Below are 16,870 nucleotides of genomic sequence, written 5' to 3' on the forward strand. Positions count from 1 at the left end.
TGTCCGGCTCCGCCACCAACGGGCCAGTCAACGTCCTCCTCGACAACCTCGCCGTCCAAGCTCCTACGTTGTGAACCGCTCCGTCGCATCGCGAGGGTGAGCACCCCGGAGAGGTGAGACGTCACCGTGTCAAACACGGTGACGTCTCCGCGCGCGTTAGCATTCCGAGATAGAGAAGGCGGGGGAGTGATGGACATTCCTCTTCAATCGGTGCTGGCCATCATCACCGCGTTATGCTGCGCTGTCGCAGCATGGTTCGTCTTCCGGTGGGCGCGCCGCGCTCTGGTGGTGATCTGGTGCATCGCTCTCTTTTTTGTCCCCATCTGGATAGGCGTTCAGGCTGGGATCTTCTTCTCCGTTCTGACTGCCGTGACCCTCATGGGCATAGCAACCTCGTCACCATCGGCGGTCAAGGTATCGATGATGGATGTCCTCATCGCTGGCTTCGCGTTGCTTATCGGCGTGACATTCGCCCTCGGATGGATCACGTACGGCCATATGTTGATCGTGGCAGTGGGGTGGCTAGTGCCTTACGTGTGGGGGAGGCTGATCCTGACCAGCGTTCCCGCATCGTGGGTTTACTCCTGTCTCGCTGGGGGTGCCGTCGCGGCAGCGATTCTCGCCATCATCGAGTTCCTGACCGGGGTCAACCTGTTCATCGGTCTGACGGTTCAGAACGAGCTCTACAAAGTCTGGGGGGATCTGCAGTACCGGAGCGGCCTCCTTCGTGTGGAGGGCGCCTTCGGCCACTCGATCGCTCTGGGAGCGTCCCTCGCCATCTGTGTCGTGTTCGTCGTAGCCGCACCATGGCCGGCGTGGCTTCGGCTCGTTTCCCAACTTCTCGTCATGGTCGCGGTCGGAGTGACGTTCAGCCGGATCGGCATGATCGGACTGGTCCTCACGATGTGCTTGGCGGCAGCGCTTCTCGCCAGATTCGTTCCGCGCCAGGTGAGAATAGGCAGTATCACCCTGCTTGCGCTCGTCGTCGTCGTCGGGGCTCCCATCATCGTGGATGTGATGACCGAAGCAGGTCAAGAGGCGGCCGGGAGTGCCGAATACCGAGGTGACCTCCTCCGCCTCATCGGCGACATGGCGCCATTCGGAATCACTCCTACGTGGAGCGTGCTGCCGAACGGCGAAACTTATTACGGCACATTCCAATCCATCGACAGTGAGTTGGTTCTCACGGGACTCCGGTTCGGGCTCGTCGCCCTCGGTCTCCTGCTGATCGGGTTGGGGATCGCTGCCGTCTCTCTTATCCGCGGCAAGGCTACGCCGGCTTCGGTTGCCTTGGTGGCGCAGATCCCGGCTTTCGCAACCGTTGCCCTGATAACGCAGTATGCGAGCCTGGTCTGGTTCGTCGCAGGCTTGGCCGTGGCCTCGTATACCCTTTTGCCGAGAGCCGGGGCATCCCCTCGGATCGAAGTCGACCTGAGGGTCAGGTCCGTAGCAGAGCGAGCACTTCTGAGATGAGTAACACAGTCCTAGGACCGACGCGGATCTTCGGCGTGCTGCGAAGGCGCTGGTACGTGCTCGTGCTGGCTGCGATTCTTGGTGGCGCCGGCGCATTCGCTCTGGCCGCAACGGTGGCCCCGATCTATCAGTCGTCCACGTCGTTGTTCTTCTCGCTACGCACGGGCGCGAGCGGGTCGGATATCAACCAGGGTTCGACCTACACCCAGAATCAGATGCTTTCCTTCGCGGCTCTCGCGACGTCGTCAGCAGTGCTCGACCCGGTGGCCGACGAATTGGACGGTGCCATGACACGGCAGGACCTGGGCCGCGCCGTCTCCGTCACCATCCCTCAGAACACGGTGATTCTCGACATCCGCGTGGACTCCACCGACCGCAAGCTGTCCTCGAGGGCAGCGAACTTGACGGCGACGAGCCTTGTCGCGCAAGTCGCGGAAGTCTCTCCTTCGGACGCCGACGGTCAGTCCACAGTGTCGGCACAGGTCATCGATCCGGCTGAACCCGCGAAATACCAGAGCTCGCCCAACAAGCAGCAGGACGCTTTGCTCGGCGCTCTACTAGGTCTCGTGCTGTCTTCGGTGATCTTGGTCCTCTCAAACGCTCTGGACACGAGAGTGCGGTCCGCGGCTGCGCTGGCCTCTGTGACCGATCTTCCGCTCCTCGGTGTCTCGGAACGAACGCCTGACGGCGGAGATAGTCGACCCGTCGTCCTCAAAGCACCGAATGGCCCACCCGCCGAGCGCTTCCGCCAGATCCGGTCGGGCCTTCGGTTTTCTTCGGCGAGTCACGAGATTCGGAGCGTTGTGGTGACGTCGACACTCCCCGGCGAGGGAAAGACGACCGTTTCGGCGAACTTGGCGCTCGTGTTGGCGGAAGCTCAGCAGCGTGTTCTGCTCATCGATGCCGACCTTCGGCGCCCGTCGGTCGCCCAGTATTTCGGCTTCGAAGGCGCAGTCGGACTGACGTCCGTTCTAGTCGGGTCGGCGACGTTCAATGACGTGCGGCAGACTGTGGGGACGTCGACGCTCGATATTCTCGCGGCGGGCGAGATCCCGCCGAATCCCGCGGAGTTGCTCGCATCATCACGGATGCGAGCGCTGATAGCAGAAGCGGAGGAGGAGTACGACCTCGTCATCGTTGACACCGCGCCGGTTGGGTCCGTGGCGGACGCGACAGCTCTTGTGCCGTTCACCGATTCCGCGGTCATCGTCGTGGATGCGACCAGAGTCCGAAGCCCCCAGCTGCGCCAGACGATTGACGACCTCACCCTGTCCGGAGCCCACATCGCCGGCGTCGTCCTGAACAAGGTGAAGGCCGCCAGTCGGCTCGGCGACTACTACTCTTCGCACACGTCCGACGACGAGACAGGGACGAACCAAGGAAAGACCAAGCGGTGGCCCCGGAACTCGCCGTCAACCCAGGCCTCTGCTGGCTCGGATTCAGCCAATCTACAAACCGAGACCCATCAGCAAGACCCCGCCGGGCGACCGCCGGAAATCGAAGAGGATACCGAGCGGCCGTTGCAGGATGCACGGGCCCGTGCCCGCAGCGATGCGGCCAAGAAGGCCGCGCAAACTCGAGCAGCCAAGAAGGCAGCGGCCACGGCATCAGCGAATTCTGAAACCATACGCACTAGGGCGCCGTTCGTCGATGACGTGGACTGAGATTTCACGACTTCTTGTCGGCCCTTCACTGGTCGCCGTCACGAAGGAGCATCACGGACTCGGCAATCGGGTCCGCGTGGTCCTCGGCGCCCATGCGTTGGCGGACTCGGAGCGCCGACGGTTCTACTTCACGTGGCCCGTCGGCCGGAGCTTCGGAGCACGTCTGGACGAACTCTGGACGCTACCCACCCGTCTCATTGCTCCGATCGTCTCCAAGACCCTCTCGCTTCGCTATCCATACCGGGACTCTAGCCTTCGATGGCTCGACGATCGCGTCCGCTCCGAACGAGTCCTGCAGATCAGAACACCCCATGCTCTGGATGTTGGTACCGGGGTGGATAGCTGGCAGGATCGACTGAGAGCTCTGACGCCCACAGATGAGATACGGGATGTCATCCTCCGTACATTCGCCGAAGAACTCGGTGGAGGTGCGTACGTTGGAGTCATGGTTCGGGCGCACCCCGTGTCCCATGCGGCGACCCTGGAGCGTTCACCGATCGGATGGTTCGTCGAACGGATGAGAGCCATACGCCGCATCTGGCCGGACATGAAGTTCTTCGTCTCCGCCGATACTCCTGACGCGTTCGACGCGTTGAAAACGGAATTTCCCGACATATGCGGCAGACGCGAAAAGGGACTTTACAACTCGGCCGACGCACTTCGTGCCGCGGTCGTCGACCTCTACCTGCTCGGCTCATCCACGCATCTGCTCGGCGCCCACTACTCGAGTTTCCCGGAGATGGCTCAGGCCCTGGGCGGTCCGAAGCTTGATCTGGAGACTTCCGTCAACGCCAGGTCGGCACTACTCGAGTCGTCCACGCTTTCGATCGTCATCAACCCGCTTCGTCCGTTCGAGCGCGGCGTAGCCTCGTGACCGATACGTCGAGTACCGATCCCGCGCCGGATGGCCTGGGCCGTCGGGCCGTGCGTGGTGCGACGGTGACCGTAGCGGGTCAGGTAGCCCGCGTTCTGGTTCAACTTCTGTCCGTTGTCATATTGGCGCGGCTCCTGAACCCGGAGGCTTACGGCCAGTTTGCGATGGTGATGACGGTCGCCGGTATTGCAGAGGTGTTCCGCGACTTCGGTCTAACTCAAGCGGCCGTCCAGGCGAAGACGCTCAGTGTGGACCAACGAAATGCACTGTTCTGGATAAACACAGGAATCGGCGCTGTCCTCGCTGTCGCAGTGTTCTTCTCATCGTGGCCCGTCTCCGCGTTCTTTGTAGAGCCGGACGTCCGTCCACTCATCCAGTTCTCTGCGGTCGCATTTGTGCTGAATGGGGTCGCAACGCAGTTTCGCGCGGGGCTGACGAGGTCCCTTCGATTCACCGCACTCGCCACTACCGATGTGTCGTCGACGGTCATCGGGTTGGGGACAGGCGTGGCGTTCGCTGTCGGTGGCTTCGGCGCTTGGTCGCTCGTGATCCAGTTTCTTACCCAATCGCTCGTCGTGCTGGTGTCTGTTGTTGCCTTCGCGCACTGGGTCCCGCGATGGCCCAAGCGCGGTACTGATGTTCGCGCCTTCACCCGATTCGGGTCCCACATGGTCGCCACGCAGATCGTGACGTACATGGGCAATAACATCGACTCGATCACCATTGGCGCTCGGTTCGGTGCGGTTCCACTCGGCGTTTACAACCGCGCGTACCAGCTCGTGATGAACACGGCCAACCAGATGAGGGCACCCATCACCAACGTCGCCATCCCCATTCTCGCTCGCCTGCAGGACTCCCCGGTGCGCTACTGGGAGTTCGCGCGAGTCGGTCAGATCGCGCTCGGTTACACCATCGTCGCAGTCCTCGGTTGGGTCGTCGGGGCCGCGCAACCGCTGACCGCCATCCTGTTAGGGGCGAAATGGCTCGAGTCTGCGCCCATCCTCAGCCTGCTCGCAGCCGCAGCTGCTCTGCAGACGCTCGGATATTTCGGGTACTGGGTTTACGTCTCGAAAGGGATCACCGGTGCTCTCTTCGGGTACAACTTGATCAGCGTCGCCATCAAGGTGCTCGCGATCGTCGTGGGCTCGCAATGGGGCGTCAACGGTGTCGCCGTCGGATATCTCCTTGCAGCAGCCGCCTCCTGGCCCTTGTCACTCATGTGGATCGCTCGCGCGATCGACGGCGTACCCATTGCGGTCTTCACCTGGGGATTCATTCGCATGTCCGTGATGGCTGGAGTGGGTGCAGGCGCCTCCTTCGCCGCTTCCGATCTTGCGCAACCCCTCGGAAGCTGGCCGGCAGCTCTATGTGCGATCCTCGCAACGTTAACCTGCTACGTGGTGGGTTTCATTGGCTTCCGTCCCGTACGACGAGATCTGCGAGACGTCTGGTTCGCCATTTCGCTGCTGCATCCGCGTCCCGATGCACCCCGAACGCGGGGGCCGAGGAAATCCTCTGATCGGCATACTTGAAGTCAGCCCGGTTCGTCAATGGCCCTGTTTCCGACAAACTGCTGGAGAACTTCGGGTTGAAGGGATGGACGGGACGAGATGATCTTCGGGTACACGACTGGCGTGTTCGACATGTTCCACGTGGGGCACCTCCGGCTGCTTGAGCGCGCAAAGGCGGAGTGCGATCAACTCATCGTCGGAATAACCACTGACGAGCTATCGATGTCGGTGAAAGGCAGGTCGCCGATCGTTCCGTTTGCAGAGCGTCGGCAGATCGTCTCCGCTATACGATGCGTCGATTTGACTGTTCCTCAGGCAACGATGGACAAAATGGCTGCGTGGGAGGCTCTGCGCTTCGACCGCATGTTCGTGGGAGATGATTGGCGCGGGACAGATCGGTGGAACTCGATCGAGTTGCAATTCTCGGAAGTTGGTGTCGCGGTGATCTACTTCCCTTACACTCCCACGACCTCGAGCTCCGAGCTCCGAGCCGCACTGAACAGGGTCCATGGTGAGCACTGAGAACGGGTCGCTGTGAGCAGGAACGTGGCAACCCGCATCATCCGCGTCGCACAGCGAGCGATCATGCGAGCGGCTCTCGTCGTGCTGCCTCGGCGACCATACGTCGTCGTTCACGGGTTTCCCACTGCCGAAGGAAATGCCGTCGAGATGTTGAGGGGGTTGGCTGATCGGTATCCGCGTCGTATCTTCTGGCTCGTCAGCCGGATCGAAGAGGGCCGGTCGATCGCCGCAGCGTCCGCATTGAACCTGGACCGGATCACTCTTGTCAGGCACCGATCGATGGCGGCGATGTGGAGATTTGCGACGGCGGAAGTCGTCATGTTCACGCATGGGCTGTATGGAAATCCGCGACCACCACGGCACAAGACATTTGTCAATCTGTGGCACGGCGGAGGGCTCAAGGCGTCGATTATGACGGACGCGCGGGGCCGACCAGCCATCCACTCTGACTTCCTCGTCGCGAGCAGCGCTCAGTTCGGTTCACAGCTCGCTCGCCAATGCCACCTCCCGCCCGAGGGACTCCTGCTCACAGGTAATCCGCGTATCGATCAGTTCGCCCGCTCTTCGAGCGAGCACTTACGGCGACTCGGTGTGTCGACGGATCGGCCGATAGTCGTCTGGATGCCGACCTTCCGCAAGAATACTGGTCGCGGCCTCACAGCTGGGTGGTCGGAGTCTCATGATGACGGCCATGGCGTTAATGACGCGGCCGAGCACGCCGTCGAAATTCTCACACGCGCCGGGTTGACCGTCATCGTCAAACCCCATCCGGTGGACGCCGACAGCCGGAACATTCGGGGGGCTATCATCGTGACCAACGACGACCTGCTCAGGGCAGGGGTTCAACTCTACGAGTTGATCGGCGCCTCCGATGCCCTTCTCACGGACTATTCGAGTGTTTGGATCGACTTTCTCGCCCTTGATCGTCCCATCGGCTTTATCGTTCCTGACGAGGCACAGTACGCGGCAGGGCGCGGGTTCAGCACCGTCGACGTCCTGGACTGGTTGCCTGGTCCCCGCCTGGAGGCCGACAGCGACTACGAGGCTTTCGCCCTAGACGTGACGGCCGGGGGAAACGACCAGCGCGAGCGTCGAGCCGCGGTGGCACTGCACATCGGAAGCACGGCGATCCCGCATGTGTCGGCTGCCGTCCTAACAGCTCTAGATCAGCGCGGAGTGTTCCGGCCGCCGATAGGGAGGCCGTGAGAAACGTCGTCAGCGTTGCTGTCATGGCCGACGACGGCGTATCGAGTACTCCTGGTGAAGGTGACCGAGCGACCCGGACAGCAGCCCTGCGCCGCGGGCGATCAATTTGGCGCCGAGCGCCCGATGACGGAGACTCCCGAGCATGACCCCCAGGGTGAAGGCCGATACTCCGACGGTCATTCTTCCGATCCCGCCCGCGCTGCACTGTAGGCGCACACGCAGCCCGCTCCGCGAGGGTCGAGCTAAACGGGTGTTGATCGCTGCCTGAACGCTACCTGTTCGAAATGCACGAACGAGGAACCACCTTCGGGTCATTCTCTCCGCAGCGGTGTGATCAATGACCAGTGCTTCGTCGCACCATAAAATGAGGCCCCCCGCTGCGGAGAGTTGGGCGGTGAAGAGGGCGTCCTCTCCGCCACTTAGGCCGAATCTCTCATCGAAGCGAAGTTCACGACGTCGGATGCTGGCGAGGTCCAAGAGAAGATTGTTCGTTGCCGCGGCTCTCATCGGTTGCCCGGTGAGGCGCTCAGGACGCTCGAAGGCTCGCGCTGCGGTAAGCCAAGCATTCCGCTCGACCGGAAATACGGAGACGACCTTTCCCGCCACGGCATCAGGTTGGCCAACAGTCCAAAACCCGACAAGTTCCTCGAGCCACCGATGTGTCGGTTCTTCGTCGTCATCCACGAAGATCAACAGACGAGACGAGGCCGCTTCATCTAGGGCTCGATTTCGAACAGCCGCGACACCGGGTGTTGGCTCGACCACATAACCCACGGTCGGTTGCAGGCGGGCGACGGCTTCCCGTGCCCCTCCAGCGGGATCATTGTCGATGACCAGCACATCGATATCGAGGGCCAGCTGGACGAAATCTCGCTCGAACACCGACTGACTTAAAATAGCAGCGAGAACCCTGCTTAGTTGAGCCGGGCGGCGGAAAGTGGGTACCGCGACGGTCACTCGGATCGGAGTCGAGGCGACTGCTTCAGAGCCAGGTTCTTCAACCACGGCGCCCCCACCGACGCCATCGCCGGCCGGATCCACGTCGTTCGACCATAGCCTCGAGAAACGCATCTCGGTGGCGCACGCCCACATCGCTCCAGTCGCGTCTAGACAGATCCGGCTTCCCCGTCAACTCACGGCTCGCATCGAGGGCATTCAATAACGTCGCGCCCGTTAGTGGTGGCGAGAAGCAGATCACCCACCCTTCGCCCACCTCGTCACGAAGGCTGATCGTGGCTTCGGTCTCCGGGACCAGCACCGGCCTGTCCAACGACAGCGCCGCCAAGGCGCCCCCCGAGTTGTGCATCGTGACGTACGGCAAAACGATGAGCTGCGACCCAGTCGCCAGTCGCACGATCTCCGAGTCCTCGAGGAAACGGAGCGTCGACTTGATTCCCGGAATTGTGGCTTGCGCCCGCTCCACAGTCGCAGAGATGTCGGCTGACGAAGGCAGTCCACCAACGTCCAAGCTGACGCTGTCGTCCAAATCGCGAGCCTCGGCATACGCGCTGAGGAGCGCATCCATGCCTTTGTACCTTCTCATCAAGCCGAAATAGCCGAGCTTGTTTGTGGTGGGAGCGGCACGGGCAAAACCTCTGAACCAATCCCGGTAATGACCGTGCGGGATGAAGCAGTTGGGAACGTTACGGGTCGGGGTGACCGGATTGAGCGTGATGCGCATAGAGGTCAACGTGTCGAGCTTGGTGAGGGCCGATCGCTGATGCATCGTTAGGTCTGACGGGAGTTCGAGGTTGTGGACGGTTCGAACAACGGCCGTCGGGATAAGGCGCAGACGCACAAGCAGTAGTTCGAACAGCCACAGATTGAGGGCGCGCTTGACGCGGGTCGACCCCTGCAGCCGAGTTTCGGGCCAATGGATATGAAGGACGTCGTAGCGCCCGAGAATCGCGCGAGGCCAACTGAACCGGTGGTAGTCCAATCCGTCCGTCTCTGAAAGCGCCTCGTCGAGCATGACGATGTAGGGATTGGTGGTCCGCCGAGGTGCGCGGAAGGTCTCAACCACTCGGATGCGGTTAAGCGTCTGCATTCCCCACCCTCGATGTCGGATCAACCGTTGCGCCGTCTGGCCCCGGAGAGCGCTCCGCTGTCGGGCGTGGAGACGTCCCAGCGTTCACCGACTCATCTCCTTGGGAACGGTGTGAGTTTCGCCACTCTACCGGTAGGCACCTGGCGGGGCGTCCCCACTGTTGGGGGGTGATCGGCAGCAGTACACGAAATAGACTTACGAGACCCGATTGTGAAGTTGTGCGACCCGAATTTCGCGCCCGCTTTGCCCCTGCCGTGGAGTCTCCTGCGTGTCTCGTTCCATTTCGCCGCATCCCGTCGTTCGTATGCTCGGCACGCACGGTATTCCCGCATCCTACGGTGGCTTCGAGACCGCTGCCGAGAACATTGCGAAGGACATGCTCGCCCACGGTTGGGAGCCGGTGGTCTATTGTCAGGGCTCAGGCTCCGGGCCCATCGTTGTCGACGAATGGAACGGTATCAGCCGGGTCACGATTCCTGTCGCCAGGGACGGATGGTTGGGTACCAGCGAATTCGACTGGCGCTCAATCATGCACGCAGTGCGATCGGGGGACCCGTGTCTGACTTTCGGTTACAACACGGCGTTGTTCAACGTGGTGCAACGCGTCATGGGCATCCCGAACGTGATCAATATGGATGGCATCGAATGGTCGCGTGCTCGCTGGGGCAAATTCCGCCAAGCCATTCTCTACGTGAATGAGCGCATCGCGTGCTTAGTTGGCAACGAGCTCATCGCGGATCATCCTCAGATAGCCGCATACCTGTCCCGCAAGGCGCCTTCTGGAAAGATAACGACAATCACGTACGGGGCGAACGCCGTCGACAGCGCATCGGTCGCTCCCGTGGCCCATCTCCATCTCATCCCGGGTCGATACCTGACGCTCGTGTGTCGTCCGATACCGGAGAACTCGATCCTTGAACTGGTGCGAGCCTTCTCCAGGAGACATCGCGGAGTCTTGCTCGCCGTCGTCGGAGGATACTCACTCGGCGATGACTACCAACGGGCGGTGATGGCGGCTGCCAGCGATGAGGTGAAGTTCGTCGGGCCCGTCTACGAGCCGAGCTCGCTTGCGGCTCTGAGATTTCACGGGCTGGGTTATCTGCATGGTCACACAGTAGGAGGCACGAATCCCTCTCTGGTCGAGGCGATGGCCGCCGGTAACCCGATCGTCGCCCACGACAACGTGTACAACCGCTGGGTGGCACAGGACTCGGCCTTGTACTTCCGCGACGAAGATCAGGCCGACGAAGCAATCAGCCAAATTCTGGAATCGACTGATGTGCGCTCGCGTCTCTCTCAGAGGGCGCGGGATCGGCATGCCGAAGAGTTCACTTGGACTCACGTCGCCGGACAGTACCGATCCCTCCTCGGCAAATATGCCTTACCCGCTGTTGACGCGGCGAACGGAGCCGTGCGCCGATGATCCGGGTCGGCGTGGTCGGTCTGGGGAAGATGGGGCTTTCGCATCTGTCCATACTTGGGGCCCATCCCCAGGTGACAATCGTCGGAGTAGCCGACGCGAGCGGCTATCTCGTCGATGTGTTGTCGAAATACACGGGCATCCGAGGTTTTTCGTCTCTCGAGGAGATGCTTGTGGAGGTCGATCTCGATGCTCTCCTCGTGGCCACTCCAAGCCGGTTGCACGGCCCTATGGTCAAGGCGGCAATAGGCAAAGGGATTCACGTGTTCTGCGAGAAGCCCCTGACACTTTCCCCGGATGTTTCCCGCGAACTGGCGGAACTTGCATATACGCACGGGGTCGTCACTCAGGTTGGATATCACAACAGGTTCGTCGCACCATTCCAAGAGATGCACCGGCTGTTGAACGGTGGCGCCATCGGAAGGGTCACGCACGTCCTCGCTGAAGCGTATGGGCCTGTCGTGCTCAAGTCCAAGGGGGCTACGTGGCGGGCTCAGAAGTCAGAGGGTGGCGGTGCCCTATACGATTACGCCGCTCATCCACTCGACTTGCTCTCATGGTATGTCGGTGAGCCGATCAGAGCGGGCGGGAGCGTCTTGGGGAGAGTCTTTTCCGAGTCGACGGACGACGAGGTGTACAGCACGTTGTTCTACGAGAACGGCACGAGTGCTCAACTGTCCGTCAATTGGTCGGACGAGTCATATCGGAAGATGACCACCCGGATCACGGCCACCGGAACCCAAGGACGGATCTTTGCCGATCGGCAGGAGGTCCAGGCATTCTTCAGGAGTGGGGCTCCGATGGCCAAGGGATACCGCGAAGGCTGGAACGTGCGATATACGACGGACTTGACGGATCCCGTCGCTTTCTATCTCCGCGGCGAAGAGTACAGCGCCCAAATCGATTGTTTCATCGACCGGGTGCGCCGCGGCGAGGTCGCGGGTACCAACGACTTCTCGAGCGCAGCTGTCACCGACCGTGTAATGGACCTCATCTCGACGGATGCGGCGGGGAAAGGCGTACCAGCTTCGACAAGCGGATCCGAACGTCCGCGTGCACGGAGGTTGTTGTCGTCGAGGAAGTCGAAGTGAAGTTCCTCGATGGAGCGCTCCAACTCCAGCACGCGTGGGGAGTGCCGACATGCAGCTGATCTTGGGCGACAACCAATTCTTCGGCGTCAACCATATGTCAGAGGAACGCGCCAGGGCACAGGCGATCCGGTTTCAAGACAACAGCGCGATCATGAAGGTCATCGAAGACGCTTACAGTCTGGGGATCCGATCTTTCATGTGCACAACTCATGACAGGATCGGCCAGCTCGTCAGCAAGGTGAAGGCAGCGCAGGACAGGTTCGCCGACTTCGCGTTCCAGCCCTGCATGCCATATGCCCACAAATACTCGGACGCGGTCACCGAGGCGGGGCTTCTTGGTGCTCTCCGTCGGTTCCTCCCCGAGGACGGGCTGCTCAGCGCGGCCCTCCGAGGTGGGCGTTCCCTCGCACGCAAGGATGTCGAAGGCGTCATCACGCTGCTGATCGAGGCCGAGATGGTAGCTTTCCGCGGGGTCGGTACTCCGACCATCTGGCTACAGAACGTCGTGGTGGACCTGCTTCTCGGGATGGGGTTCCTGGAACCCTTCCGGATATTCGAGTCATTCGTTCGCGAGCGTTACGGGGCCCAAGCGGGTTTCATCACGATGAACCTGCCGCTTCTACTGAGGGCTCTCGACGAGATCGGCGTCGTTGATCCGTTGATCTGCGCGAACATCAACAAACTTGGATTCAGGATGTCAGGCGGAATCGACGCCTACCAGACGGTTCTTGCCGAGCGACCATTTCGGGCGGTCGCGATGTCAGTGTTCGCGTCCGGCGCGATTCCGCCACGCGAGGCCATCGAATGGATCATCGATCAGCCGAACATCGAGTCGATCGTCTTCGGCGCGTCCACCCGAGAGCACATTGAACAGACGGTGTCACTCGTTCACGAATTGTCTTGACGACGCGCCAAGGAATGCTGTCGTCACGCCGTCTAATGCGAAGCTGAAGGGCTTGCGGTCAGCGGCCCCCATGAAGTCACTGCGCGCTGTCCTAACGTCGCGAGCATCTGGTCGGCGATTGCGCCTCGGTAGACGTCCGGGTCGAAGCTCCGACGTGCGAGAACGCTGCTTCCAATCGCGTGCATCCGCTCCGTCGACCATTCGCTCAGAACCGTCCGGATGGCATCGCTCAGCGATTCAACACTGTTCGCGTCGAACAGGTGCGCGGAGGGTAGTCCATTGGCGGTCTCGGGTAACGCGCCCATACGGCTGGCGATTACGGTGCGCGAGGCGAGTGCGCCCTCGATGAGGACGTTACCGAATGACTCACTGTCCCGTGAAGGTACAACCACGATGTCGGCATCGCGCATGAAGCTCCACACGTCTGGTTGGAATCCGTGGAAATCGACCGCGCCGGCCAAGTCGGCGGCTTCGGCCCGCGAGCGAAGGTCTTGCTCGTACCACTCATAACCGGCGAAGGGCGAGCCGACGATATCCACGTGAACGGGCTGACCGCTCGCGCGGATGAGTGCCGCGGCATCAAGCAATAGATCGGGAGCTTTTCGAGGAGACAAGCGCCCCACATAGAGCAGACGTACGGCCCCGTCGATACTTTCGCGCGCTGCTTCGCTGCCAGCCGGTCCAGCGACGGCGTTGCGTACGATCGATGCCTGCGCGGCGGTCCTCGGATAGGAGCACTCCAGCACGCCACGCGTGAACTGGCTGTTCACGATGATGCGGGTCGCCTGGCGACTGGGCCGATAAAGGAGCCAGCGAATGGTCCGGCTGACCTCAAGCTCCGCTTCGTGGATATGGAGAACGCTAGGTATACGTCGAACCTTTGCGAGGTAGGGAAACAGAGGTAAGGTCACCGTGCTGATGTAGATCGCGCTGGGCCGAACCCGTGAAATCGCCCTCCAGCTGCTGACTGTGCCACGGATCGTTTCGGCTATAAGCCGGGGGACGCGTCGAATGGAGAGCAGGTCTTTTCGGACGACCAGTGTCCGTGCGTGCGTGACGGAGGCTCCAGCCTCAAGCAGCAGGTGCACCAGGGGGCCATCACCGGGAACCATGACGACAACGTCAGCTCCAGACTCGACGAGACCTCGCACGCTCTCGAGCAGCATGCGGTCCGAACCAAATAGTTCGGTGCTGAAGTGGACAACCAAATAACGCGGACGATCAGACCTTGCTCGGTCGTGCGCCATGCTCAGTACGCTCCCTGCGGGCTCACGACGGTCTTGAGGGTGCGCCAGATGATCATGAAGTCCCCGGTGAGAGACCAGTTCTCGACGTAGTAGAGGTCGAGGCGGACGCTCTCCTCCCACGACAGGTCGGAACGACCGCTGATCTGCCACAGGCCGGTGATGCCGGGCTTGATGTAGAGGCGACGGTGGACGTCGTCGCCGTAGCGCTCGACCTCGGCCCGCAGCGGGGGACGGGGCCCGACGATGCTCATGGCGCCTTTGAAGACGTTCCAGAACTGCAGCAACTCGTCGAGCGAGAACTTGCGCAGCCACTGTCCGGCGCGCGTGACGCGGGGGTCGTTGCGCATCTTGAACAGCAGCCCCGAGCCCTCGTTACCGTCGAGCAGGCCCTTGAGGTCGTCTTCCGCCGTCATCACCATCGAACGGAACTTGAACATCTCGAACGACTCACCGTTGCGGCCGCAGCGTTCCTGGCGGAAGACGACTGGGCCGGGGCTGTCGAGTCGAACCCAGATCGCGATGGCCAGCAGAAGCGGCGACAGCAGGACGAGAGCAAGGGCGGAGAAGGCGATGTCGAAGGTGCGCTTGAGTGTGTGCTTCCATCCTTCGAAGGTCGGGATCTCGACGTGGATGAGCGGGAGGCCCTCGACGGGGCGGAAGTGGATCCGCGGGCCGGCGACATCCGTCAGCCGGCTGGAGAGCACCAGGTCGGTTGCGGTGCCCTCGAGCAGCCAGCTGAGGCGCTTGATGAAGTCGCCGCCACCCGAGGGCTGGCCGGCCACGATGACGGTGTCGGCACGCAGACGGGCGGCGGATGTCGCGGCCCCTTCGATATCGGCGACGACGGGTACGCGATTGCCGTCCGACACGAGGTCGGAGTGGTCGCTCTCCTCGACGGCCGCGCCGACGACGGCATAGGCGGCGCCAGAGCGGCGCGTGATCTGGTCGACGACGTATTGCACGTCGTCACGGGCACCCACGACGAGCGCGCGCGTGAGGTAATGGCCGAACCGGCGCTGGTTGAGCAGCCACCGGCGCCATGACCAACGACCGACGAGAAGTCCGACCATGCCGAGGGGGAGGGCGACGAGGAAGTAGCCCCGAGCAAAGTCGACGCTGAAGACGATGCATCCCATGGCGAAGATGCCGAAGGCCAGAGCGCTGGCGTTGGCGATGCGCCGGTACTCGGTGGCGCCGACGCCGATCACGTGAGGGTCGCGGGTGCGGAAGGCCGACAGGCAGACCAGCCAGAGCGCCGCGACGAGCGCCGGAACGCCGAGGTAGCTGAACAGCGGGCCGGGAGCGGTGCCCGCGAGAATCTCGGCTACGAGACGTACACCGTGGGCGATCGCGAAGGCCGCGATGACGATGAGGGTGTCGCTCAGGCGGAGTCGGTCACGATAACGTCGCGCCCAGGCGACGCCCGAGGACGGGGCATCGACGCCGTCGTCTACCGTCGGCTCGACGATGCGGAGGTGCGGTCTCGGGACGGCGACGCTGTGCAGTCGCGGTCTCAGCTCGCTCAACGGACTCTCCAGGAGAGAGTCTGCTCAAGGCGCGCCGAAGGCTCGCCTCGGGTAAGGCGAATCGGGCGCACGCGTCGGAGACGCGATGAGTACATCACAATTCGTTCCCTGCATTTCGGGTTTACAGGTACTACGTCGGGTAATCGTGTTCACCGGATGGACGTCGTCCATTCAGATATGCACCCCCCGACCTTACCTAGCGGAGGGCCGCGCCTGCGCCCCCAGTTCGGGGGAAATCGGGGGTGGAGCCCGAAATTGGGGGCTTTCCCCGAGTAAGTCCGAAGAGCAGGAAAGCCCCCGACGTCGCGGGGGCTTCCAGTGGTGGCTCCGACGGGCGTCGATCCCGTGACCTCACGATTTTCAGTTGTATGCGCGGGGTTGACGAGTGCTCACGAGTGCTCGTTTGCCGCGTGATTCCGCGGAGGTCGTGCTCGTTGGTGGTGGCTGGTTCTGGGTGGTTTCAGCCGGGTTCCCGGCCCAGAACCGGCCCAGATGCGCGTTGTCTCGCTACGGTTTGCTAGAGATGATCGACGGCAACGATGTGGTTGCTGTGACCCAGCTCCCTGCCGCCGGCGAGATCCACGCCGCGAGATCCAAAGCGAACTGTAGATCCCTGCCGAGATCTCTCGAATGGATCGGCTCGTGGTGAGCTGCACGGTTCCGCACGAAGTTGAGTTGCTGCATTCGGAATGCGACCTCCTTCTGACGTGTCCGTAGGTCGGGATCGCCGTCGGGAAATGCGCGGTGAGTTGCAGGAATCCAGAGCGCCGTCAGATATCGAGACTCAACCAGGAAGCGCCAGAATCCGAGCGGAAGCTCTGCGATAACGCGGCCATGGACTTCCGCTTGTCGCCCCCGTCTCGTGGCTCGGTCACGCGCTTTCTGAATGTCTGCCGATCCCTCCGGGTCGAGGGGTGCGAAATCGAGCCACGATGCACCGGCGCGGCGTTGATGTGCCCAGTCTCGAAGTTCGCGGTCGAGCGCGTTCCTCGCAAGCACCTCGACCATCGAGGTGAGCTCCATGATGCTTGCGGCAGCGCGCATGTTCCACTCGTAGAGCGCGAACGCATCGGAGACGTCGCGACCGCTCGCGCGCAGATACGAACCGAGGCGTTCTGCCGTGACGAGAGGCAGGAGTTCGCTGTACATGTCGGTCTCGAATGGGCCGGATGTGGTTGACACTCAGCCTCCATGACGTAAGCTCTTCTACGAAGACCCCGGAACGATCACTGGCCTAGCCATATCGCCGGGGTTTCGTCTTTCCCAGTCCTCGAGTAAACTCCCGGCCCGTCGGGCGCTTCGCGTGACGAAGTCACCGGGAGTTTACTCGAGGACTGGATCACTCCCCGGAGGCATGCCGTCGTCACGGCGTACTCTCCACCAAC

Annotated in this window: 14 protein-coding genes; 9 read left to right on the forward strand and 5 right to left on the reverse strand. The window is 62.0% G+C overall.

Features of this window, described 5'->3' with window-relative positions; translation table 11 throughout:
- Positions 1–186: 186 nt before the first annotated feature.
- From E6C70_RS14330 to E6C70_RS14355, 6 genes are all read left to right on the forward strand, one after another.
- Positions 187–1,473, forward strand: a complete 1,287-nt coding sequence (locus E6C70_RS14330; protein ID WP_136425242.1) for a hypothetical protein — start codon at positions 187–189, stop codon at positions 1,471–1,473.
- The gene (locus tag E6C70_RS14335; RefSeq protein ID WP_136425243.1) at positions 1,470–3,137 is read left to right on the forward strand and encodes a tyrosine-protein kinase domain-containing protein; all 1,668 of its coding nucleotides are present in this window, start codon (positions 1,470–1,472) and stop codon (positions 3,135–3,137) included. The genes E6C70_RS14330 and E6C70_RS14335 overlap by 4 nt, the downstream gene beginning before the upstream one ends.
- Positions 3,124–4,011 carry an O-fucosyltransferase family protein gene (locus E6C70_RS14340; protein WP_136425244.1) on the forward strand — a complete coding sequence of 296 codons (888 nt, stop codon included), beginning with the start codon at positions 3,124–3,126 and terminating at the stop codon, positions 4,009–4,011. The genes E6C70_RS14335 and E6C70_RS14340 overlap by 14 nt, the downstream gene beginning before the upstream one ends.
- Positions 4,008–5,543, forward strand: a complete 1,536-nt coding sequence (locus E6C70_RS14345) for a lipopolysaccharide biosynthesis protein (RefSeq protein ID WP_136425245.1) — start codon at positions 4,008–4,010, stop codon at positions 5,541–5,543. The genes E6C70_RS14340 and E6C70_RS14345 overlap by 4 nt, the downstream gene beginning before the upstream one ends.
- A 78-nt stretch (positions 5,544–5,621) precedes the next feature.
- The gene (locus E6C70_RS14350; RefSeq protein ID WP_136425246.1) at positions 5,622–6,044 is read left to right on the forward strand and encodes an FAD synthase family protein; all 423 of its coding nucleotides are present in this window, start codon (positions 5,622–5,624) and stop codon (positions 6,042–6,044) included.
- Positions 6,045–6,068: 24 nt separating this feature from the next.
- Positions 6,069–7,250, forward strand: coding sequence for a CDP-glycerol glycerophosphotransferase family protein (locus E6C70_RS14355; RefSeq protein WP_136425247.1), 1,182 nt, complete (start codon positions 6,069–6,071; stop codon positions 7,248–7,250).
- A gap of 21 nt (positions 7,251–7,271) precedes the next feature.
- On the opposite strand, the gene E6C70_RS14360 is transcribed toward E6C70_RS14355, so the two are convergent.
- Positions 7,272–8,291 (reverse strand): glycosyltransferase family 2 protein, encoded by a 1,020-nt coding sequence (locus E6C70_RS14360; RefSeq protein ID WP_168770975.1) that lies wholly within the window; start codon positions 8,289–8,291, stop codon positions 7,272–7,274.
- Positions 8,248–9,297: a glycosyltransferase family protein gene (locus E6C70_RS14365; RefSeq protein WP_136425249.1), complete on the reverse strand. Its 1,050-nt coding sequence runs from the start codon at positions 9,295–9,297 to the stop codon at positions 8,248–8,250. Before E6C70_RS14365 ends, E6C70_RS14360 begins: the two co-directional genes overlap by 44 nt.
- Positions 9,298–9,601: 304 nt before the next feature.
- On the opposite strand from E6C70_RS14365, the gene E6C70_RS14370 reads away from it, so the two are divergent.
- Genes E6C70_RS14370 through E6C70_RS14380 form a run of 3 tightly spaced genes read left to right on the forward strand, consistent with a single transcriptional unit; the run spans position 9,602 to position 12,712 of the window.
- Positions 9,602–10,720, forward strand: a complete 1,119-nt coding sequence (locus tag E6C70_RS14370) for a DUF1972 domain-containing protein (RefSeq protein WP_136425250.1) — start codon at positions 9,602–9,604, stop codon at positions 10,718–10,720.
- Positions 10,717–11,808: a Gfo/Idh/MocA family protein gene (locus E6C70_RS14375; RefSeq protein WP_136425251.1), complete on the forward strand. Its 1,092-nt coding sequence runs from the start codon at positions 10,717–10,719 to the stop codon at positions 11,806–11,808. The genes E6C70_RS14370 and E6C70_RS14375 overlap by 4 nt, the downstream gene beginning before the upstream one ends.
- A gap of 49 nt (positions 11,809–11,857) precedes the next feature.
- Entirely contained in the window at positions 11,858–12,712 is an 855-nt protein-coding gene (locus tag E6C70_RS14380) for a hypothetical protein (protein ID WP_136425252.1), read from the forward strand.
- A 32-nt stretch (positions 12,713–12,744) separates the two neighbouring features.
- Here the strand turns inward: E6C70_RS14380 and E6C70_RS14385 are convergent, their stop codons facing one another.
- The 3 genes from E6C70_RS14385 to E6C70_RS14395 form a co-directional block, all read right to left on the reverse strand.
- Positions 12,745–13,959 (reverse strand): glycosyltransferase family 4 protein, encoded by a 1,215-nt coding sequence (locus E6C70_RS14385; protein ID WP_136425253.1) that lies wholly within the window; start codon positions 13,957–13,959, stop codon positions 12,745–12,747.
- A 2-nt stretch (positions 13,960–13,961) separates the two neighbouring features.
- Positions 13,962–15,485 (reverse strand): sugar transferase, encoded by a 1,524-nt coding sequence (locus E6C70_RS14390; protein WP_136425254.1) that lies wholly within the window; start codon positions 15,483–15,485, stop codon positions 13,962–13,964.
- A gap of 507 nt (positions 15,486–15,992) precedes the next feature.
- Positions 15,993–16,634 carry a hypothetical protein gene (locus E6C70_RS14395; RefSeq protein ID WP_136425255.1) on the reverse strand — a complete coding sequence of 214 codons (642 nt, stop codon included), beginning with the start codon at positions 16,632–16,634 and terminating at the stop codon, positions 15,993–15,995.
- Positions 16,635–16,870: the final 236 nt, after the last annotated feature.

This window comes from Orlajensenia flava (assembly GCF_004801905.1).
Lineage (GTDB): Bacteria > Actinomycetota > Actinomycetes > Actinomycetales > Microbacteriaceae > Orlajensenia > Orlajensenia flava.

What these genes read in the sequence shown, in the direction of transcription:
- E6C70_RS14335 (WP_136425243.1), top strand. Translation starts at nt 1,470, where the DNA reads ATGAGTAACACAGTCCTAGGACCGACGCGGATCTTCGGCGTGCTGCGA.
- E6C70_RS14340 (WP_136425244.1), top strand. Translation starts at nt 3,124, where the DNA reads ATGACGTGGACTGAGATTTCACGACTTCTTGTCGGCCCTTCACTGGTC.
- E6C70_RS14350 (WP_136425246.1), top strand. Translation starts at nt 5,622, where the DNA reads ATGATCTTCGGGTACACGACTGGCGTGTTCGACATGTTCCACGTGGGG.
- E6C70_RS14365 (WP_136425249.1), bottom strand. Translation starts at nt 9,297, where the DNA reads ATGCAGACGCTTAACCGCATCCGAGTGGTTGAGACCTTCCGCGCACCT.
- E6C70_RS14370 (WP_136425250.1), top strand. Translation starts at nt 9,602, where the DNA reads ATGCTCGGCACGCACGGTATTCCCGCATCCTACGGTGGCTTCGAGACC.
- E6C70_RS14375 (WP_136425251.1), top strand. Translation starts at nt 10,717, where the DNA reads ATGATCCGGGTCGGCGTGGTCGGTCTGGGGAAGATGGGGCTTTCGCAT.
- E6C70_RS14380 (WP_136425252.1), top strand. Translation starts at nt 11,858, where the DNA reads ATGCAGCTGATCTTGGGCGACAACCAATTCTTCGGCGTCAACCATATG.
- E6C70_RS14385 (WP_136425253.1), bottom strand. Translation starts at nt 13,959, where the DNA reads ATGGCGCACGACCGAGCAAGGTCTGATCGTCCGCGTTATTTGGTTGTC.
- E6C70_RS14395 (WP_136425255.1), bottom strand. Translation starts at nt 16,634, where the DNA reads ATGTACAGCGAACTCCTGCCTCTCGTCACGGCAGAACGCCTCGGTTCG.